This is a genomic window from Pseudomonas sp. TH39(2020), assembly GCF_016650715.1.
Classification (GTDB): Bacteria; Pseudomonadota; Gammaproteobacteria; order Pseudomonadales; family Pseudomonadaceae; genus Aquipseudomonas; species Aquipseudomonas mandelii_C.
On record NZ_JAEKFF010000002.1, the window covers coordinates 429,632 to 448,596 of the forward strand.

Annotated in this window: 17 protein-coding genes; 15 read left to right on the forward strand and 2 right to left on the reverse strand. The window is 60.9% G+C overall.

All coding sequences use genetic code 11. The annotated features are described in order from the left end of the window. Nucleotides 1–76: 76 nt before the first annotated feature. The 3 genes from JFU47_RS01955 to JFU47_RS01965 all read left to right on the forward strand — a co-directional run bounded on the left by JFU47_RS01955 (nucleotide 77) and on the right by JFU47_RS01965 (nucleotide 4,275). Nucleotides 77–1,498, forward strand: coding sequence for an aldehyde dehydrogenase family protein (locus JFU47_RS01955; RefSeq protein WP_201180418.1), 1,422 nt, complete (start codon nucleotides 77–79; stop codon nucleotides 1,496–1,498). Nucleotides 1,499–1,509: 11 nt separating this feature from the next. Then, complete coding sequence (locus JFU47_RS01960) at nucleotides 1,510–2,859, forward strand: aminotransferase class III-fold pyridoxal phosphate-dependent enzyme (protein ID WP_201180419.1); 1,350 nt, start codon at nucleotides 1,510–1,512, stop codon at nucleotides 2,857–2,859. Nucleotides 2,860–2,949: 90 nt separating this feature from the next. Further along, nucleotides 2,950–4,275, forward strand: a complete 1,326-nt coding sequence (locus JFU47_RS01965) for a hypothetical protein (RefSeq protein WP_201180420.1) — start codon at nucleotides 2,950–2,952, stop codon at nucleotides 4,273–4,275. Nucleotides 4,276–4,324: 49 nt separating this feature from the next. Here JFU47_RS01965 and JFU47_RS01970 read toward each other — a convergent pair whose 3' ends face one another. Further along, on the reverse strand, nucleotides 4,325–5,083 hold the full coding sequence (locus JFU47_RS01970) for an IclR family transcriptional regulator (RefSeq protein WP_201180421.1): 759 nt from the start codon (nucleotides 5,081–5,083) through the stop codon (nucleotides 4,325–4,327). A 248-nt stretch (nucleotides 5,084–5,331) separates the two neighbouring features. On the opposite strand from JFU47_RS01970, the gene JFU47_RS01975 reads away from it, so the two are divergent. The 9 genes from JFU47_RS01975 (at nucleotide 5,332) to JFU47_RS02015 (ending at nucleotide 14,796) form a co-directional block, all read left to right on the forward strand. Beyond that, entirely contained in the window at nucleotides 5,332–6,873 is a 1,542-nt protein-coding gene (locus JFU47_RS01975; protein WP_201180422.1) for an acetolactate synthase large subunit, read from the forward strand. 11 nt (nucleotides 6,874–6,884) lie between these two features. Further along, nucleotides 6,885–8,375 carry an aldehyde dehydrogenase family protein gene (locus tag JFU47_RS01980; RefSeq protein WP_201180423.1) on the forward strand — a complete coding sequence of 497 codons (1,491 nt, stop codon included), beginning with the start codon at nucleotides 6,885–6,887 and terminating at the stop codon, nucleotides 8,373–8,375. A gap of 26 nt (nucleotides 8,376–8,401) precedes the next feature. After that, the gene (locus tag JFU47_RS01985; protein ID WP_201180424.1) at nucleotides 8,402–9,196 is read left to right on the forward strand and encodes an SDR family NAD(P)-dependent oxidoreductase; all 795 of its coding nucleotides are present in this window, start codon (nucleotides 8,402–8,404) and stop codon (nucleotides 9,194–9,196) included. Between the two features lie 12 nt (nucleotides 9,197–9,208). Beyond that, on the forward strand, nucleotides 9,209–10,249 hold the full coding sequence (locus JFU47_RS01990) for a VPS10 domain-containing protein (protein ID WP_033062021.1): 1,041 nt from the start codon (nucleotides 9,209–9,211) through the stop codon (nucleotides 10,247–10,249). Nucleotides 10,250–10,260: 11 nt separating this feature from the next. Next, a complete protein-coding gene (locus JFU47_RS01995; protein ID WP_201180425.1) occupies nucleotides 10,261–10,719 on the forward strand; it encodes a VOC family protein in 459 nt (152 codons plus the stop codon). A gap of 10 nt (nucleotides 10,720–10,729) precedes the next feature. Beyond that, nucleotides 10,730–11,332: an amino acid synthesis family protein gene (locus tag JFU47_RS02000; protein WP_201180426.1), complete on the forward strand. Its 603-nt coding sequence runs from the start codon at nucleotides 10,730–10,732 to the stop codon at nucleotides 11,330–11,332. A gap of 62 nt (nucleotides 11,333–11,394) precedes the next feature. Then, the gene (locus tag JFU47_RS02005; RefSeq protein ID WP_201180427.1) at nucleotides 11,395–13,002 is read left to right on the forward strand and encodes a bifunctional 3-(3-hydroxy-phenyl)propionate/3-hydroxycinnamic acid hydroxylase; all 1,608 of its coding nucleotides are present in this window, start codon (nucleotides 11,395–11,397) and stop codon (nucleotides 13,000–13,002) included. Next, nucleotides 12,999–13,778, forward strand: coding sequence for a 2-keto-4-pentenoate hydratase (locus JFU47_RS02010; protein WP_201180428.1), 780 nt, complete (start codon nucleotides 12,999–13,001; stop codon nucleotides 13,776–13,778). The genes JFU47_RS02005 and JFU47_RS02010 overlap by 4 nt, the downstream gene beginning before the upstream one ends. A gap of 76 nt (nucleotides 13,779–13,854) precedes the next feature. After that, nucleotides 13,855–14,796 (forward strand): helix-turn-helix domain-containing protein, encoded by a 942-nt coding sequence (locus JFU47_RS02015; protein ID WP_201180429.1) that lies wholly within the window; start codon nucleotides 13,855–13,857, stop codon nucleotides 14,794–14,796. A 192-nt stretch (nucleotides 14,797–14,988) separates the two neighbouring features. Here the strand turns inward: JFU47_RS02015 and JFU47_RS02020 are convergent, their stop codons facing one another. Then, a complete protein-coding gene (locus JFU47_RS02020) occupies nucleotides 14,989–15,816 on the reverse strand; it encodes an AraC family transcriptional regulator (RefSeq protein WP_140678241.1) in 828 nt (275 codons plus the stop codon). A gap of 185 nt (nucleotides 15,817–16,001) precedes the next feature. Between JFU47_RS02020 and JFU47_RS02025 the strand changes: the two genes are divergently transcribed. Genes JFU47_RS02025 through JFU47_RS02035 form a run of 3 tightly spaced genes read left to right on the forward strand, consistent with a single transcriptional unit; the run spans nucleotide 16,002 to nucleotide 18,948 of the window. Further along, nucleotides 16,002–17,141, forward strand: a complete 1,140-nt coding sequence (locus tag JFU47_RS02025; protein WP_201180430.1) for a tyramine oxidase subunit B — start codon at nucleotides 16,002–16,004, stop codon at nucleotides 17,139–17,141. A gap of 34 nt (nucleotides 17,142–17,175) precedes the next feature. Beyond that, complete coding sequence (locus tag JFU47_RS02030) at nucleotides 17,176–17,598, forward strand: RidA family protein (RefSeq protein ID WP_140678245.1); 423 nt, start codon at nucleotides 17,176–17,178, stop codon at nucleotides 17,596–17,598. 57 nt (nucleotides 17,599–17,655) lie between these two features. Beyond that, nucleotides 17,656–18,948 carry an NAD(P)/FAD-dependent oxidoreductase gene (locus JFU47_RS02035; protein ID WP_201180431.1) on the forward strand — a complete coding sequence of 431 codons (1,293 nt, stop codon included), beginning with the start codon at nucleotides 17,656–17,658 and terminating at the stop codon, nucleotides 18,946–18,948. The last annotated feature ends 17 nt before the right edge of the window (nucleotides 18,949–18,965 follow it).

Consider the following 18,965-nt stretch of genomic DNA (forward strand, 5'->3'; position numbering starts at 1 on the left):
ACGGCTCGACTAACCAGACAATACCGGCCTGCCGTTGCTCGGCATGGCTCGTCAGTGTGTGAAAGGAAGGTTTCAAATGCACAACTACAAGATGCTCATCAATGGTGTTCAGGTTGCCGGTGATAAGGGCCAGTTTGACGTGATCAACCCGGCCACCGGTGCTGCATTCGCCCAATGCCCGGCTGGCTCGCTGGCGCAACTCGACCAGGCGGTCTACGCCGCGCAGGCGGCGTTCAAAAGCTGGCGGCACAGCACCCACGCAGACCGTTGCGAGCGCCTGTTGGCGGTCGCGGCGGATATCGAGCGGGAGGCCGAGTCACTGGCCCGGCTGATTGTGCTGGAACAAGGCAAACCGCTGGAACTGGCGTTTTCCGAAGTCATGGGTTCCGCCGCCTGGACCCGCTATGCGGCCGGTCAGGAGATTGCCGTGGAGTTGGTGGAAGAAACCCCTACTCAGCGGATCGAGTTGCATCGCAAGCCTTTGGGTGTGGTGGCGTCGATTACACCGTGGAACTGGCCGTTCATGATCGCCGTCTGGCACATCATGCCGGCGCTGCGAGCCGGTAACTGTGTGATCAGCAAACCGTCGAGCCTGACCCCGCTGAGCACCTTGCGTCTGGTGGAGATCATCGCCCGCCATGTGCCTCACGGCGTGATCAATTGCCTGACGGGCGAGCAAGGTTTCGGTAGCGCAATCACTTCGCACACTGGCATTCAGAAGATTGTGTTCACCGGCTCGACCGCCACCGGACAAAGCGTCATGCGCGGCGCCGCCAACAACCTCAAGCGCCTGACCCTGGAGTTGGGTGGCAACGACGCGGCAATCATTCTGCCCGGTACGCCGATTGAGGCGGTGGTCGAGGATATTTTCCAGGCGGCGTTTCTCAACATGGGCCAGACCTGCGCGGCCCTCAAGCGCCTGTATATCCACGAATCGCAGTACGAGGCCTTTGCTGATGCGCTGACCCTGATTGCGAAGCGCCAAGTGGTGGGCGATGGCCTGGAAGCTGGCGTCACCTTTGGCCCGGTGCAAAACCTTGAGCAATTGGAACATGTCGACGCGCTAGTCGCCGACGCGCGGGCACAAGGCGCGCGCGTGCTGTGCGGCGGCGCGCGCCTGGATCGCCCCGGCTTCTTTTATCCACCCACCCTGGTCGCGGACGTGACAGATGGCCAGCGTCTGGTCGACGAGGAACAGTTCGGTCCCGTGTTGCCCTTGATCGCATACCGGGATGTCGGGGATGTGCTGCGGCGCGCCAATGCCGGTGACATGGGGCTGGGCGGATCGGTCTGGGGCCCGGACGTGGAGCAGGCCAAGGCACTGGCCAGCCGCCTGGAAAGCGGCGTTGCCTGGGTCAACTGCCACGCGCAGATCCAGCCGAACACGCCGTTTGGCGGCAGCAAGATGTCCGGGTTTGGCGTCGAGTTCGGCCTTGAGGGGCTGCTGGAGTTCACTGGCCAGCAACTGCTGTTTGTCCGCAAACGTGATACCGAATAAGGCACTTGATCATGTACGAAAAATACAAGACCGCCGAGAAGAAATTCTGGCACCCCATGAGTTCCAGCGCCCCGGAGCAACGCTCCAAAACGTTGATCATCGCCCGTGGTGACGGCAACTACATCACCGACATCGACGGCCATCGCATGCTCGATGGTGTGGGTGGTCTGTGGAACGTCAACATTGGGCACAACCGCGCCAGCGTCAAGGCTGCCATCGCCGCGCAGCTGGACGAGCTGGCGTATTACCAGACCTTCGACGGTATTGCCCACCCTCGGGTATTTGATCTGGCCGAACGGTTGACCGCCATGTTTGCCCAGGAGCGCATGACACGGGTGCTGTTCAGTTCCGGCGGCTCCGATGCGGTGGAAACCGCGCTGAAAATGGCGCGCCAATACTGGATCGCCAGCGGCGATCCGGGGCGTACGCGTTTCCTGTCTCTGCGTAACGGTTATCACGGTGTGCACATGGGCGGCACATCGGTGGGAGGCAATGGCGTTTACCACTACAACCACGGCCAACTGTTGGCCGGCTGCCATTTGCTCGACACGCCCTGGTTGTATCGCAATCCCTGGGATTGCCGCGATCCCGAAGCGCTGACCGCGCACTGTATTCGTCAGCTGGAGGATCAGATCGCATTGCTGGGTGCGCAGACCATTGCGGCATTGATCGCCGAGCCGGTGCAAGGCGCAGGCGGGGTGATCGTACCGCCAGCCGATTACTGGCCGCGCCTGCGTGAGGTGTGTGATCGCCACGGCATTCTGTTGATCGCCGACGAAGTGGTGACCGGCTTCGGCCGCACGGGCTGCATGCTCGGCAGTCGCGGCTGGGGCGTCGCGCCGGACATCCTGTGCCTGGCCAAAGGCATCACTGCCGGTTATATCCCGCTGGGTGCCACGCTGTTCAACCAACGCATCGTCGATGGGATCGAGAGCGGCCCGGGCTTCAGCAGCGTGATCATGCATGGCTACACCTACAGCGGTCACCCGACCGCGTGTGCGGCCGCCCTGGCGGTACTCGATATCGTCGAAGCCGAGGATCTGCCGGGCAACGCCGCCAGGGTCGGCGCGCAATTGCTCGAGCAACTCGCACCGTTGACCGAGCGTTATGACGTCGTGGGCGAAGTGCGCGGCAAGGGCTTGATGATTGCCTTGGACCTGGTCGCCGACAAAACCACGTGCCAACCGCTCAACCCCGCAGACGGCCAGCCGTCGCGGATCGCTGACGAAATGCGGCGTGCCGGCGTGCTGGTGCGTCCGATAGGCAACAAGATCATTCTCTCGCCGCCGTTGACCCTGACGTCCGACGAGGCTGGCCTGATCGTTTCTGCGCTCGAAGCGGCGCTTGCCACCTGCTGCTAGCCCCCGCGAAATCGGTGCCGCGCTGCCGCACCGATTTCTCGCCAATACCTAAGACAGCCTTTTAAAGGCGCACCGCAAGGAGCTTGAGCCATGCGCAATCCATCACATCATCCCGTGTTTGGTAGCACGCTTGTGTGCACATTGGTGCTATGCGCCATCAATCAGGCCCAGGCCTATGAGTTGTACAGTGATGAGAGCCGTCACCTCAACGCAGACATGACCGCCGTGTTCGGCCAGTTCAACAGTCGCAAGAACTACGACGGCACGCCTGGGGGATCTACCTGGCGTGAAGGTTTCATCAAATACGGCTTGAGTGGCGACCAGTCCCTGGCGGGCAATGGCACCGCGTATGGGGCATTCGCCCTGGTCAGCTCCGCCACTTGGGGCGACGGCGACCCAGGCGGCAATTCCCTGGGGACCGAGCGCACAACAAAGATCGAAGACGCCTACCTGGGCTGGCGCTCCGGCAACCTGTTCCCCGCGTTGGGCAAGGACGGGGTTGATATTTCCGGCGGGCGCCAGGTGGTCAAGCTGGGTCGAGGGTTCCTGATCAACGATGACGGACTGAACCTGGGCAAGGGCCCGGCCGATGGCAAGATGAACCGTGGGGGCGCTTACTACCTGGCTGCACGGCATGCGTTCGATCAAACCGCGCTTTTGCGCCTGGGTGGGCAAGACGGCCTGCACGGCAGCCTGGTGTGGCTCAAGTCCGACAACCGCGTCCAGGCCGAAACCGAACTGGCCGCCGGCACGCTGGATTACACCACCCAGCCGGGTACGATCGGGTTGACCTGGGTACACGGCATCGACGTGAGCGATCAATGGGCCAGCGACTTTCAACGCCAGCGCAAAGGCATGAATGTCTACAGCGTTCGCGGTGAAGGCGATGCGGGCATCAAGAACGTCAGCCTGGCATTCGAATACGCCTGGCAGGACAAGGACGCCGGGCCGGAGAAAGCCTGGTACGGCGAAGCGGGCTACACCTTCGCCGATACCGCCTGGGCGCCGAAGGTGACCTATCGCTATACCCGCTATTCACAGAAATGGGATCCGCTGTTCACTGGCTTGAGCATGGGCTACGGCACCTGGTTTCAGGGCGAAGTCGCCGGCAATTACGCCGGGCCGTTCAACAGCAATACCAGCATTCAGCACGTCGGACTGAAGGCAACGCCGCTGGAAAACCTGACCTTGGGCGCGCTGTACTTCGATTTCGACACGGTGCGTAAAAGTAATGCGCTGAACCTCAATGCCCGTGAGCTGGATATCTACGCCGAATGGGCAGTCAACCCGCACTTGATCATTACCCCGCTGATTGGCCTCTACAAACCCGATCAGGACTCAACCACGGGTGGCAATCAAGTCGGCGGCAATGGCACCAACGCGTACAGCCAATTGTCGGTGGCTGTTCCGTTCTGACCGCATATCCGCCGCGTCCAAGGCAAGGGACCGGCGGCTTTTCCATAGGCTAGGGCACGGTGGTGTTCGACTGATTGCGCATGTTTTCGGCGATGCGCCGAGTGGTGTCCATGACCATTTCGATCACTGTTTCCTGGCGCAGCAGCTTGAAGCTCTGCGTGCTGCCGACGGCGGACAGGCTGCCAACCACTTCGTCGATGTCCGGCTGGATGATGGGTGCTGCGATGCCGGTCAAGCCCAGGTTGAGTTCATCATGGGTGAGGCAGTAACCGTCCTTGCGAATCTTTTTCGCGGCCTTGGAGAAGCTCGGCCAGTCATAAGGGCTGTCCGGGTCGTTGGCCATGTGCTCGTCGAACAAGCGTTGCAAACGGCGACCTTTCTGAAAGGCGATCAACACCTTGGATTGCGCGCCGCGAAAGAACGGCAGCGGTTGCCCGCGCCCGAACGCAAAGAGGTAGGTGTCGGTGGGTTCGGCGATGTAGGTGTTGATGATGCGACCGTCATAAAAAACGCTCGCAAACACGGCCAGACCGGTTTGCGCGGACAGCTCGTGCATCAACTCGCGTCCGGCAAGGAGGATAGGGTCGTACTGACGCATCATCCAGTCCAGTTCGATGACACGCGGCCCCAAGCCATAACTGCCGGCGTCCACGCGGGTCAGCAGGCCGGCGTCGCACAAATCCTTGACGTAGCGGTACACGGTCGCACGTGACAGGCCCATGCGCTCGGCAATGGTGTCGGGGTCGATCTTCAATGTCTGTGGACCGAACAGGTCCAGGACACTCAGCAATTTGCTCAGGCTGCTCATTTCGTTCCTAAAGACGGGGGGAGGGCGCGTGCTTCGTTCCGGCGTAGACCAGACATCCCGCAGGAGCGCCAAACGCTGGCGCAACACTACCTCAGTGAGAGAAAAACGCAATCTCGGCAGCCTTTCTAGCGTAAATAAAATCACGTAAATCTCATATCAAGAGATATACAACAATTTAATGCTTGTTGCGTGAGTGTTTATGTGTGATAAATCTCATCACTGCAAATGCTCAAGCAAGAGGGCTGAAAATGAATGGTGCGCAACTGATAGTGAATGCGGCAGCGGCAAGCGGTATCGAATACTGCTTCGCCAACCCTGGAACCACCGAAATTCCACTGGTGGCGGCCATGGCCAGCGCACCTGCACTGAAGCCGGTGTTGTCGTTGTTCGAAGGGGTGTGCACGGGGGCGGCGGATGGGTATGGCCGGATTGCCGGCAAGCCGGCGATGACCCTGACGCACCTGGGCCCCGGGTTTGCCAATGGCATCGCCAACCTGCACAACGCGCGTCGTGCCAATACCCCCATCGTCAACGTGATCGGCGATCACGCGTCATGGCATGTCAACTACGATCCGCCGCTGGCCAGTGACATCCAGGCCTTGGCCGGGACTGTCTCCGGTTGGGTGCGCACCTCGCGCACGGCGTCGGGTATCGGCGAAGATTTGCAGGAAGCGGTGCGGGCGGCCTGGCAGGCCAAAGGTCAGATCGCCAGCCTGATTTTGCCCATGGACCTGCAAGCCAGCGCGGTGACGCACAACGGTGTGTTCGCCCCGATGCGAGCGCCGGTTCGCCGGTTTGCCGGTGACCGGGTCGAGACGGTGGCGCAGGCTCTGCGTGACGGGCAGCGCCTGGTGTTTATTGTCGGGGATGAGGGGTTGTCGGTCGCGGGTCTGGAAGCCGCGGGGCGCCTGGCCCAACTGCCTGGCGTGCGCATGTTTGCCGAGACCTTTCCACGGCTCAGCTACCGTGGCGGTGGTTTGCCGAACCTGGATCGCCTGCCGTATTTTCCGGAAGTGGCCATTGAAATCCTCGAGCAGTACGACCAGGTCGTGTGTGCCGGGGTGCCGGAGCCCATCAGTTATTTCGGCTACGAAGGCATCCCGTCGCGCCTCGCCGAGCGTGAGCGTCTGCTGACGCTGGCCGATGTCGGTGACGATGTAGCCGGCGCGCTGACGGCGCTGGCCGATGCCCTCAATGCACCGGCTTACGTGCCGACACCGATGGGTATCGAACTGCCGCGGGGGCATGCCGAGCTCACACCTCAGTCCATCGGCCAGGTGTTAGCCGCATCGCTGCCGGACGACAGCATTGTCTCCGTGGAAGGCGGCACCTGCGGCTATCCATTTTTCACTGCCTCCGCTGGCGCCGCGCGGCACCGGGTGTTGACCAATACCGGTGGCGCGATCGGCCAGGGCATTCCGGTGGGGTTTGGCGCCGCCTTGGCGGAGCGGGGCAATCGCGTGTTCTGCCTGCAATCCGACGGCAGTGCCCAGTACACCATCCAAACCCTGTGGAGCATCGCCCGTGAGCAGTTACCGGTCGTAATCCTGATTGCCGCCAACCATCGCTACGCCATTTTGCAGAACGAACTGCGCCGCTTCGGCGTGACCGAAATGGGGCCGGAAGCGCTGCGCCTGACGGTGCTCGATAGCCCGCGGATTGACTGGAAGGCGCTGGCCAAGGGCTACGGCGTGCCGGCCTGCACGGTGCAAACCAATGCCGAACTGCAACGGGCGCTGGCCAATGCCAATGCCGACGGTGGTCCTTGCCTGATCGAAATGGCGCTGTGAAGGAGTCGATGATGAAAGAGTTTGAAGTGCTACCTGCTGTGCAACACTTTCTGTCCCAGCCTGGCCGCCTGTTTATCGGTGGCAGTTGGCAGGACGCCGCCGCTGGCCGGCGGTTTGCCGTGGAAAACCCGGCGACTGAAGAAACCCTGACGGAAGTGGCCCAAGGCGACGCGCGTGACGTAGATGCGGCCGTTGCGGCAGCCCGCACAGCGTTCACCGGCGCCTGGGCACTTCAGTCACCCGCCCAGCGCGGTCTGCTGCTGTTTCGACTGGCGGACCTGCTGGATCAGCACCGCGAGGAGCTGGCGCAGTTGATCACGCTGGAGAACGGCAAACCTATCTCAGCCGCTCGAGGCGAAGCGGCCAGCGCGGCGACCATCATTCGCTACTTCGCCGGCTGGCCGACCAAGATCGAAGGCAGCACGCTGCCCGTATCGCCGGCCAGCGGTGCGCCGATGCTCAACTACACCTTGCGTGAGCCGGTGGGCGTGTGCGCGCTGATCGTGCCGTGGAACTTCCCGTTGAACATGTGCGTGTGGAAGCTTGGCCCAGCGCTGGCGACAGGCTGCGTCGCGGTGCTCAAGCCTGCCGAACAAACGCCGCTGGTCGCGATTCGACTGGTGCAGTTGATCGAGGCCGCCGGGTTTCCAGCGGGGGTGGTCAACCTGATCACCGGTCTTGGCGCGGAAACGGGCGGACCGCTGGCGCAGCATCCCGACGTGGACAAGATCGCCTTCACCGGCTCGACCCATGTCGGCCGGCTGATCGCTCAGGCGGCCACCAGCAACATGAAAAAGGTCTCGCTGGAACTGGGCGGCAAGTCGCCGAACATCATCTTGCCGGACGCCGATATCGTGCGCGCCGCCAAAGGCGCGGCCGATGGCATCTTCTACAACCAGGGCCAGGTGTGCACGGCCGCATCGCGTTTATACGTGCATGCCAGCGTGCTTGATCAGGTGTTGGAAGAGCTTGAACGGCATGCCACCGCACACGTGCTCGGTAATGGTTTGGACCCGGCCACCAGCATGGGCCCACTCGTGTCGGGCCGCCAATTGAGTACGGTCAAAGGCTACCTGCAACGAGGCCAGGAGGAGGGCGCCGAACTGATCTGCGGTGGCGGCCGTCCCGACCACCTGGAGCGCGGCCACTTCATTGCGCCCAGCGTGTTCCTTGATCGCGCCGAGCGTGCCTGTGTCGCCCGCGAAGAGATCTTCGGTCCGGTGCTGACCGTCATGAGCTGGACCGAAATCGACGACCTGGTGCTGCGCGCCAACGATTCGCCTTATGGCCTCGCAGCGGGTCTGTGGACCCGCGACCTGCGCTCGGCGCACCGCGTGGCGGCGCAGCTCAAGGCGGGCTCGGTCTGGATCAACTGCTGGAACGTGGTCGACGCGGCTTCGCCGTTCGGCGGGTACAAGCAATCCGGCTGGGGCCGGGAAATGGGTAAAAACGTGATCGATGCCTACACCGAGACCAAGAGCGTCTTCGTCGATCTGGCCTGAATCGAATAATCAAAAGAGGAAATGCTATGGATCTGGAATTGAAAGGCCGCGTGGCGATCGTCACCGGCGGCGGTATGGGTATCGGCAAGGAAGTCGCACGTTTTCTGTCCGAAGAGGGCTGCAAGGTGGTGATCTGCGCACGCCGCATGGAGTTTCTCCAACAAGCTGCCGAAGAGATCACGGCTCAGACCGGCAACGAAGTACTGCCGCTGTACTGTGACACCAATCAGATGTCGGCCGTGTCTGACATGGTCGAAGCTGCGCACAAACACTTCGGCCGCATCGACATCCTGGTCAACGGTGCAGCAGCGCCGTCCGGAGTGGTGCGCAATGACATCGAACATGCCGGCGACGACGAGTTGCTGTCGGATCTCAACACCAAGGTGATCGGCTACTTCCGTTGCGCCAAGGCTGTGACCCCGCACATGAAGGCCGGCGGTTTCGGTCGCATCATCAACATCGGCGGCCTCACCGGGCGCAGCAGCAAAGTCCTCTCGGGGATGCGCAACCTGGCGATCGCCCACATGACCAAAACCCTCTCCGACCAGTTGGGCCCTTCGGGCATCACGGTCAACCTGATCCACCCTGGCGTGGTGGACACTCCGCACATCCAGGAGCTGTACGAGCGCGAAGCGGTCAAGCAAGGCAAGACCGCGGAACAGGTTGAGCAGGCCTACATTGACGCGACGCCGATTCGCCGCACCCTGGCACCGATGGAGATGGGCTGGCTGATTGGTTTCCTGGCGTCGCCAAAGGCTGGCGCGGTGACCGGAGAATCCATCGGCATCGATGGCGGTTTGACCCGCGGCATCTACATCTGAGGAGTACCAACGATGAGTAATGGAACCCTGTTAGTGGCCACCGTAGGTCAAGCGGTAATCCGCAGCGCCGACGATGGCCGTACCTGGCATCGCCTGGGCCTGGGGCAGGACCTGGAGTTCGACGCGATCACTCGATCTTTGAGTGTGCACCCCGACGAGCCTGAGGTGATCTACGCCGGCACGGACGTAGGCTTGTGTGTCAGCCGCGACACTGGCGGCCATTGGCAGCGTGTCGATTCGCCGTTCAACGGTCAGACGGTCTGGAAAGTCGCCGTCGATCCGCAGGATGCGAAACGAATTTTCGTCGGCACTGGCGCACCTTCGCGCGCCGTACTGTGGCGAACCCTGGACGGAGGTCTCAGTTGGGATCGTGCGCCGGTGGAGATTCCAGAGTTCTGCGACGGGGTCAGCCGCCCACGGCTGCTGGCTTTCGCCTATGACCCCACCGACCGCAACCAGCTATGGTTCGGCCTTGAAGAGGGTGGGTTATTCCACTCCCGTGACGGTGGCGACAGCTGGACGCGCGTCGATGATCGGCTGCTGTGGGACTACAACTCGGATGTCCACAACATTCTGGTACTGCCCAATCACGGCCAGAAAGTCATCGTGGTGGTCTGCGTCAACGCCGTCTACCGCAGCCTGGATGAAGGGCTGACCTGGACCGGCATTATCGGTCGAGAAGCGTTCGGCCTGTATTACATGCGCGCCATGAACGCGCCGTTGGGCACGCAAAGCGACCTGTACCTGAGTATTTCCGATGGCACGCCCGGTACCACCAGCAAGATCCTGGTGTCCCGTGATGCTGCGCTCAGCTGGGAAGTGTTGCCCCTGTCGCAACAACCCAATTCCTGCGTATGGGCCATTGCCTTCAACCCGGAGAATCCGCGACAGATCGTTGCGGGAACCAAGTATGGGCACTTGTTCACCTCCGAGAATGGCGGTGATGGCTGGCAGAAACAGTGGCGCGAATTCAGTGAGATCGCTGACGTGCTCTGGACCCCCGCAGTGGCGCAGATCAAGGCAGGGCATCAATCCGTGGTCAAAAAAAGCTGAGGTCTCACGCGATGAAAGTCGAAATCCTTCGTACTCACTTATCGCTCTCGGTAAGTGATCCAGATGTGTCGGCACGCTGGTACGCCGACATCCTGGGCATGCATGAAAGTGCCCGAGGCGAAAGCTGGGTCATGATGGCGTTTGGTACCAAACATCACGACATCGCCTTGCTTCGTGCAGAGCGCGGCGCCCATCAGGGCGGGTTGGGGTTGCAACACTATGGATTGGAAATCGCCGGGGACATGACCACCTTGCGCCAGCTCTACGGCATGTTGCTGGGCAAGGGCGTCGAGGTGGTGAAGATCACCGATCACGAAATCGGCAATGGTGTGTATTTCAACGATCCTGACGGTAATCGCATGGAATTTTTCCTTGAGACCGAACACGACGATGCGCTCGGCAAGGCACGGTTCAAGGCCGCTGGCGCGCCAAGCCGACATTTCAATCTGGACCCACTAGACCCACTTTGAGGCAACCCTGATGAAAACCGCAAATTTCGCTACTTATCACATCCGCAAATGGTACAGCTTTGTCGAAGAAACCCTGGCCAACGAAAGCGGCCAGCTGGCCGATGGTGAGCCGCTGTTCAAATATGCGATCGCCGCCGTGATCGCCAACCCCTATGCCGGTCGCTACAGCGAATCGCTTGCCGAACTGGTCGAACCTTCGCCGCTGTTGGGTGAAGAGTTTGGCCGGCGCATCCTGGAACTGGCCGGTTCGCATGAGATTGTCAGCTATGGCAAGGCGATCCTGGTAGGCAGCGCGGGCGAGTACGAGCACGGCAACGCATTCCTGACTAACCCGGCCGCCGATCCGATCCGCGTCGCGCTGGGTGGCGGCAAGTCGTGGGTGCCCTCCACCGGCAAGCGCGGCGGCCCAGGCTCAACCATTGATGTACCGCTGGCCCACAAAGATGCCCTGTATGTGCGTTCCCACTACGACAGCATGTCGGTGATGTTCGGTGACGGCCCTGCGCCGGATGAAGTGATCGTGATCTGGGCCTTCGCTACACGCGGGCGCTTGCATGCGCGGTTGGGCGGTCTGCAAGCGGCGGACGTCAAAGGTATTGATGGGCTGCACTGATTTCAGGCGCATGGCTTTAGCGGCGTCGGATTAAAACCACAACAAGAAAGCGGTGAATAGCGATGAAGCAGGAGAAGACCCAAGTTGTCATTGTCGGCGGCGGCCCTAACGGGATCACGGCCGCGCACTATATGGGGATGTACGGTATCGACTGCGTCGTCCTTGAACTTGCCGACGGCGTACTGCCTTACCCGCGCGCAGTGGGCATGGATGATGAAGCACTGCGCGTGCTGCAGGGGATCGGCATTGCCGAACTCGCTGTGCGCGACATGATCTGCGATGTACCGCTGCGCTATTACAATGCTCGCGGTGTGTGTTTCGCCGAGGTCAAGCCGAGTACCGCCCATTACGGCTGGCCAATGCGCAATATTTTCATGCAGCAGTTGCTGGAAGGCACATTGCGCGAAACCCTGGAGCAGCGTGCCAGCGTTGTGTTGCGCCAAGGCCATGAAATGCTCGAGCTCGAGCAGGACGGGCAGGGCGTGACATTGCAGGTGCGCGATGCTCAGGGCGAGATTTATCAACTGCGGGCTGACTATGTCATCGGCGCCGATGGCGGACGCTCCACTGTGCGTAAAAAGCTCGGTATCGAGCTGTCGGGGCTGACACATGCGCGCAAATGGGTGGTGGTCGATACGGCCAATGACACCCTCGATGCACCCTACACCGCACTGCATGCCGACCCGGAACGGCCCTTCGTGTGCATCTATCTGCCGTACCAGCAACGCCGCTGGGAGTTCATGCTCCTGGAAGGCGAAGATGAGGCGAAGATGTGTGACGAGAGCACCATTCGCGAATTGATCCGTGGGCATATCGGCAACGCGGTCGATCAGTTGAACGTCATCCGCATCCGAGCCTATACCCACCACTCGCGGGTCGCGGTGCGGTTTGTCGAAGGGCGTGTGGCGCTGGTGGGCGATGCCGCGCATATTTCTCCACCCTGGGCCGGGCAGGGCCTCAATTCCGGGCTGCGGGACGTGGCCAACGTGGCCTGGAAACTGGCGGCGATCATCCAGGGCCGTGCCTCGCACTCGATCCTCGCCAGCTACGATCAGGAGCGCCGTGGGCATGCCACCGAGCTGGTAGCCCTGGCCGACAACATGGGCGCGGTACTGGGAATGACCAACCCGCTGATGGCCGGCGTGCGCGACTGGTTGTTCCAGGCGGTGAACACTGTCGACAATCTGCGCTCGCACCTGCTGGAGTTCAAATTCAAACCCAAGGCCACCATCACCAAGGGCCTGGTCTATCACGAGCGTGCCGAGTTGCGCGAAGATGATCTGGTCGGCCAGCTGTTTGTTCAGCCGTACATCGAAGACGCCCAGGGCCAGCGTTGTCGCCTGGATGAGGTGCTTGGCAATTCCTATGCGGTGCTGGGTTATCGGGTGAACCCGCGCGAGCAACTCAGCGAGGAAATGGCCGCTTACTGGGCGCGCTGGGACACGCGTTTTATTCAGGTCAATCGTTCGCGCAGTGGCATCGGACGCGGCCAGCCGTTGACGGCCTTGGACGCCATCAGTGTGGAGGACGTGGATAATCGCCTGGGTGAATGGTTCTCCAAGGTGCGTGACTGCATCGTAGTGGTGCGTCCGGACCGGTTTGTCGCCGCCATTACCACACCAGAGAGGCTTGAAGGTGTGCTGCGCAAACTGGCGGAGCAACTGTCATGAACAGCGGCAACGCGCTACTGAACCGGCTACATCAGGCGACGCGCACGGCGCAAGCCATTGCGCCACTGGTCCCCGAGGCGATAGATCGGCTTGCGGGTTATGCGCTGCAACGCGAAGCGCTGGACCACCGCGAGGCCGCAGGCGAGCGACTGAGTGGGTGGAAGGTCGCCTTCGCCGGCAGCGCCGCGCAAAAACGCTTTGGCCTTGACGAACCGGTGTATGGCGGCCTGATGGATACCATGATCGTCGAGCCGGGTACGGCGGTGGCGTTCTCGCGGTTGATCCAGCCCAAGCTGGAGATCGAATTGGCGTTTGTACTGGGGCGTGCCCTGGCGCCGGGGGACTACCGCGACGAGGATATTCTGGCAGCCATCGGCGACGTGGCACCCGCGTTCGAGATCGCCGACTGCCGTTGGCAGGGCTGGGATTTCGGAGTGGGCGCCTTTCTTGCCGACAACGCGGCGGCGGGGCTTTATTGTCTCGGGCCGCGCATCCCTTTCGATCCTGTACAACACGTCAGCGTAGCGTATCGCCTGGAGTGCGACGGCGCGCTCTGCGGTAGTGGTGATACACGCGATCGGGAGGACAGTCCGCTGGCCAATCTGTGCTGGCTGATTCGGCGTCTGTTGGCCGACGGTCAGCGTGTGGAGGATGGGCAAGTCGTGCTGTCCGGTGCGTTGTTGCCGCCGATGAATATCCAGCCCGCCACGTACAGCCTGCACATGCTTGGCATGGAACTGGCTTTGGTTTTCACGGCGGACGCCACCCCTGTGTGAACGATAGCTGCCGTCACGGATGACTGAGTCCCTTTCAGGCCGATAAAAACAACGGGGCCACCGAGGAACGACGACCATGCTCGCTGAAGTTCGAACCTTCAATGACCCTCAACAACACGCTGGCTCCATCCAAGGCTGGCGGCAAGTGTATGACCAACTTGGCCGTGGCTGCCTGACCAGTGAGCTGCGGCAGTTGTCCGCCGACCGCTTTCAAATATTCCAGGAAGTGCTGGACAAACGCGTGGTGCAGCGCGGCTATGCGCCGAAAGGTCGGCTGTGCGCGGCCATGTCGTTAGGCCGCGCGCCGGTGGTGCAGGGGCAACAGGTGGGCACTCACAGCGTGGTACTGTTGCGCGACGGCGAGGAGTTTGTGTTGCACGCCCCTGAAGGCATGCACTTCTTCGCGCTCAATGTCGACGCGGTGCGCTTCGCCAAACTGGCGGCCTTCGAATTGTCTGACGATCAGCTCAAGCGCCTGAAGACCACGTCCCAGCTCAGCGTGGATGACGCGTTACTGTTGCGAATACGTCAGCGCATTCACCCGCTGTTTCGTCACCTCTTGGAACAGACGGACGCTATCAACTCAACCGCCGAGAAAATGCTGGAGGAAGAACTGCTCGGCGCGTTCCTCGATTTGTTCAGCCACGCCACCGATGAGGTACGTTGTCGTCGCGGTAATTTCGCCGTGAGTGCTTACCTGGTCAAGCGTTGCCAAGAGCTGATCGATGCCAGTGGTGATACACCACTGAGCATTCTCGACCTGTGCGAACACCTGCGGGTGAGTCGCCGGACCCTGCAGAACAGTTTTCAGGCAGTGACCGGAATGCGTCCGGTCGAATACCTGCGCAATCTACGTCTCAACGCGGTGCGACGCCGCTTGATCACAACCTCTGCCTGCACTCACAACATCAGTGAGATCGCGATGGCGATGGGCTTTTTCCATCTGAGCCACTTCGCCGCGCATTACCGGCAATTGTTTGGCGAGTCACCGTCCGAAACGCTCAGGGCAATGCGCTAAAGACCCCATGTGCGGCTGACGCTTTCCTCCCACCCGATTTCCTTTTCCAGGCTGATATTCAAGCGCTCGTGAATTGTTGGTTTCGCTGCGCGAAGCTGGCAACTCGGCTCGCTGGATATGCCTTGCCGTATTCGAAACACAGGGAATTACCCAGGTGTGATGAAGGCGCGCGTTTGTTTTTGAAAGGGAGGGTCAGGCGTAGTTGATCCGGTCGGTGTAGGCGTTCTGGGTCATTTTGCGTTGATAGTCGCAAGGCGTTGTACTGACAAGTTTCTTGAAGTCGCGCAGGAAGTGCGATTGATCGGAAAAGCCCAGGTCGAGGGCCAGCTCCGAAAACGATACATCGTGTTGGGTATTGAGGGTGTCCAGAGCTGCCTGGCAGCGGATGATTCGGCAAAAGGTCTTGGGTGACATGCCGGTGTCCTGGCTGAACTGTCGGTGCAGCGTGCGACTGGTGTACCCGCTGAGTTCTTCCAGTTGCTGAATACGAATATCACCGCGGTGGCGCATTGCCTGCTGAATGACCATGGCCGTGAGTGCTGACGTTCTACCCATCAGGCGGGGGGCGAGGTAGTCGTTGAACAGCCGCATCTGATCGCCCAGCAGCGGTGCTTGAACGATATTTTCGAAGATGCGCTGGGCGAACCCCGAGACCTCCAGCAGGTCGAGTTCCCGTTCGGTCAATTCTTCGGCCAGCACATTGATAAATCCGGGAATGACGCCCGGTGAAAAGCGCACGCCGAAGTAGTGATGGTTCTGGTGTAACTCGACCGCTTGGGCAGCCAGCGGCGTGCCACAGATCCGGGCGGTAGGGCGTGTTGCATCACAGTCGAAAACAATATCCACGCAACCGTCCGGCACGGCCAGCAGGTTGGCTGATTGAGCCACATCGAAGGCATAGAAATGCGAGATCGCCGGGTGTTCGGAGGGCATGACCGAATACCGTGAAGAGTTGAGCACGAACCAGGGCTGTTCGTTCGCAGTGTGGTGCCTGGGAGGCGGCGCGCACTGTTTGATCATGGTTGCACCTTCGATGAGCAGCGATACGGAAGTTTTTACGCATTAATCACGCCAACTATTGCGCGCCGGCCAATCGGGCATGTCCGAAATTTACAATACCGCCGAAAAACGCGCCCTGATACTCGAGGTCGACAGCGTGGAGCTGCGCCTACCGCAGCGATATCACCTTCAGCCCGAGAACAACTATGTCTACAAATACAAAAATCGACTTCATCTACCTCTCCGAGCAGGACATGATCCGCGCGGGCGTGACTGACATGCTGGCGTGCGTTAACACCATGGAGGAGATGTTCGGCCTGCTCTATGCCGGTGACTATCGCATGGCCGGTCCGAACAATGACTCCCACGGCGCGATGGTGATCTTCCCGCAGGATTCACCCTTCCCGAACATGCCCAAACCCACGGCTGACCGACGCATGATGGCCATGCCTGCCTACCTGGGCGGCAGCTTTTGCACCGCAGGCGTGAAATGGTACGGCTCCAATATCGCCAACCGCGAAAAAGGCCTGCCGCGCTCGATTCTGATGTTTACCTTGAACGACCCCGACACAGGCGCACCGCTGGCCCATATGTCGGCCAACCTGCTGTCCGCGTACCGCACCGGTGCGATTCCCGGCGTGGGCGCGCGCCATTTGGCACGCAAGGACTCGAAAGTCGTCGGCCTGCTCGGCCCGGGTGTGATGGGCAAGACCACGCTGGCGGCATTCATCGCGGTATGCCCGCATATCGACACACTGAAGATCAAAGGTCGTGGCCAGAAGAGCCTCGATAACTTTATCGCCTGGGTCAAGGAAACCTATCCGCAGGTAACCACGATCGAAGTGGTCGACACACTTGAAGCGGTGGTTCGTGACTCCGACCTTGTTACTTATTGTAGCTCCGGTGAGGTGGGCGATCCCACGACCTACCCAATTGTGAAGCGCGAATGGGTCAAGCCAGGTGCCTTCCTGGCGATGCCTGCCTCCTGCTCCCTTGACGACGGGATGGAACAGCGCGACGTACGCAAGGTGCTGGACAACACCGGTCTCTACCAAGCCTGGTTTGAAGAACTGCCCAAGCCTGCGCATCACTGCGTGCCGGTGATTGGCGTGCGCTTCATGGACATGATTGCCGAAGGCAAGATGCAGCTCGATGAAGTTGAGGACATCGGCAAGATCATTGCCGGCGCCGCGCCAGGCCGTAGGGACGATGAAGAAATCATCATCATGTCGGTGGGGGGCATGCCCGTGGAAGACGTGGCCTGGGGCACGGTGGTGTACCGCAACGCCATCGAAAAAGGCATCGGCGTCACCTTGAACCTGTGGGAAACCCCGGTTCTGCGTTAAGCCATCCATCACTTATTTTGAAGAGGCATTCCACATGACAAAAATCATCAAGCTCAAGACCGGTTCCCCGTTTGAAGATCAGGCCAGCTATTCGCGCCTGGTTGTCGTGGACGACTGGATCTATGTGTCCAACACCGCAGGCCGCAACCCGCAGACCAAGCTGATTCCGGAAGATATCCTCGAGCAGACGCATCAGGTGTTTGCCAACATCGAGGCGGCCCTGGCGGCGGTCGATGCGAGCCTGGCGGACGTGGTGTGTTCGCGGGTGTTCATCCAGGACCCCAAGGACGTCCCGGCCGTGATGGCCCTGATCGGCGAAAAGTTTCGCGGCGTTGACCCGGCCAGCACCGTCACCTGTCCGCCCTTGGGGTCGACGGTCTACAAGGTTGAGCTGGAAGTGACGGCGTATCGCAATGCGTCGAAGGCGCAAGTTGAAGTCATTCGACTGTCGCAGTAACTGTCACGCGGCCACGCGTAGGCGTGGCTTACTTCATTCGCTTACCGAGTCTTGATTATGGCACCCACAATAGCGCCCGTGAAAACGTCTACCGTGTTTCCCTCCGCAACCTCTGTCGTCATCATTGGCGGCGGGATTATCGGCCTGACTGCTGCGATGACATTGGCCGAACGCAATATCTCGGTGGTGGTGCTGGAAAAAGGCCATATCGCCGGTGAGCAGTCGTCACGCAACCTGGGCTGGGTACGCAAGACCAGCCGCCATGCGGCCGATATCCCCCTGGCCCTCGCCGCGGACCGCTTGTGGGCGAAGATGCCTGAGCGGGTAGGGGCGGATGTCGGGTATCGCCGGGAGGGCATCATGTTCGTGGGCCGAACCCCATCGCAGATGGCGATGCATGAGGGATGGCTAAAGTCGGTGGAGCATTTGTCACTGGATTCACGGCTGCTCAGCAAACGCGAAATTGGCGCGCTGGTGCCAGGCGGCGTGGGTGACTGGGCCGGCGGCATCTTTACGCCATCCGATGCGCGTGCCGAACCGACGCTGGCAAGCAGCGCTATCGCCAAGGCAGCCCTGGACATGGGGGTGGTGATTATCGAGCAGTGCGCGGTGCGGACGCTGCAGATGTCCGCCGGTGTGGTCAGTGGCGTGGTCACGGAGAGAGGTGAGATTCGCTGTGATCATGTGCTGCTCGCAGGTGGGATGTGGTCACGGCGCTTTCTGGGCAACCTCGGTGTGTCGTTGCCGACCTTGCCCTTGACTTGCTCGGTGCTGCGTACCCACCCAATGGAAGGGCCGACTGAAATCGCTGTCGGCGCACCTGACTTTTCGTTTCGCAAGCACCGGGACGGCGGCTTCATCATTACCCAGCGCGGCAAACTGGATGCCTTCCTGACACTCGATCACTTGTTGCTCGCCAAGCAATATATGCCGCAGTTCCGTGCGCAACGTAGCGTTCTGAACGTGTCATTGGGCAAACCTTTTTTCAATGACCTGGCGCTTGCCCGGCGTTGGAAATCCGACAGCGTCAGCCCGTTCGAGCATGTCAGGGTTCAGGACCCGGCCGCCAACCCGCGGCTCAATAACGACGCGATGAACAACCTCATGGCGGCCTGGCCGGTCTTTGAACACGCGCGGATCGCTCAGGCCTGGGCAGGCACTATCGACGTCACGCCGGATTCGAATCCGGTCATAGGGCCGGTCGCGCAGATACCGGGGCTGACCGTGGCCACCGGCTTCTCGGGGCATGGCTTCGGCACCTCGCCGGCGGCAGGCCACCTCGCGGCGGATCTCGTCAGCGGTCATGCGCCGATCATTGATCCAAGCCCTTATCGGTTCGATCGTTTCTAGGTCGGTCAAGCCACGCA

Bases quoted from the DNA above. Each gene is read 5' to 3' on its own strand.
- JFU47_RS01955 (WP_201180418.1), top strand. From the start codon at position 77: ATGCACAACTACAAGATGCTCATCAATGGTGTTCAGGTTGCCGGTGAT.
- JFU47_RS01960 (WP_201180419.1), top strand. From the start codon at position 1,510: ATGTACGAAAAATACAAGACCGCCGAGAAGAAATTCTGGCACCCCATG.
- JFU47_RS01965 (WP_201180420.1), top strand. From the start codon at position 2,950: ATGCGCAATCCATCACATCATCCCGTGTTTGGTAGCACGCTTGTGTGC.
- JFU47_RS01970 (WP_201180421.1), bottom strand. From the start codon at position 5,083: ATGAGCAGCCTGAGCAAATTGCTGAGTGTCCTGGACCTGTTCGGTCCA.
- JFU47_RS01975 (WP_201180422.1), top strand. From the start codon at position 5,332: ATGAATGGTGCGCAACTGATAGTGAATGCGGCAGCGGCAAGCGGTATC.
- JFU47_RS01980 (WP_201180423.1), top strand. From the start codon at position 6,885: ATGAAAGAGTTTGAAGTGCTACCTGCTGTGCAACACTTTCTGTCCCAG.
- JFU47_RS01985 (WP_201180424.1), top strand. From the start codon at position 8,402: ATGGATCTGGAATTGAAAGGCCGCGTGGCGATCGTCACCGGCGGCGGT.
- JFU47_RS01990 (WP_033062021.1), top strand. From the start codon at position 9,209: ATGAGTAATGGAACCCTGTTAGTGGCCACCGTAGGTCAAGCGGTAATC.
- JFU47_RS01995 (WP_201180425.1), top strand. From the start codon at position 10,261: ATGAAAGTCGAAATCCTTCGTACTCACTTATCGCTCTCGGTAAGTGAT.
- JFU47_RS02000 (WP_201180426.1), top strand. From the start codon at position 10,730: ATGAAAACCGCAAATTTCGCTACTTATCACATCCGCAAATGGTACAGC.
- JFU47_RS02005 (WP_201180427.1), top strand. From the start codon at position 11,395: ATGAAGCAGGAGAAGACCCAAGTTGTCATTGTCGGCGGCGGCCCTAAC.
- JFU47_RS02010 (WP_201180428.1), top strand. From the start codon at position 12,999: ATGAACAGCGGCAACGCGCTACTGAACCGGCTACATCAGGCGACGCGC.
- JFU47_RS02015 (WP_201180429.1), top strand. From the start codon at position 13,855: ATGCTCGCTGAAGTTCGAACCTTCAATGACCCTCAACAACACGCTGGC.
- JFU47_RS02020 (WP_140678241.1), bottom strand. From the start codon at position 15,816: ATGATCAAACAGTGCGCGCCGCCTCCCAGGCACCACACTGCGAACGAA.
- JFU47_RS02025 (WP_201180430.1), top strand. From the start codon at position 16,002: ATGTCTACAAATACAAAAATCGACTTCATCTACCTCTCCGAGCAGGAC.
- JFU47_RS02030 (WP_140678245.1), top strand. From the start codon at position 17,176: ATGACAAAAATCATCAAGCTCAAGACCGGTTCCCCGTTTGAAGATCAG.
- JFU47_RS02035 (WP_201180431.1), top strand. From the start codon at position 17,656: ATGGCACCCACAATAGCGCCCGTGAAAACGTCTACCGTGTTTCCCTCC.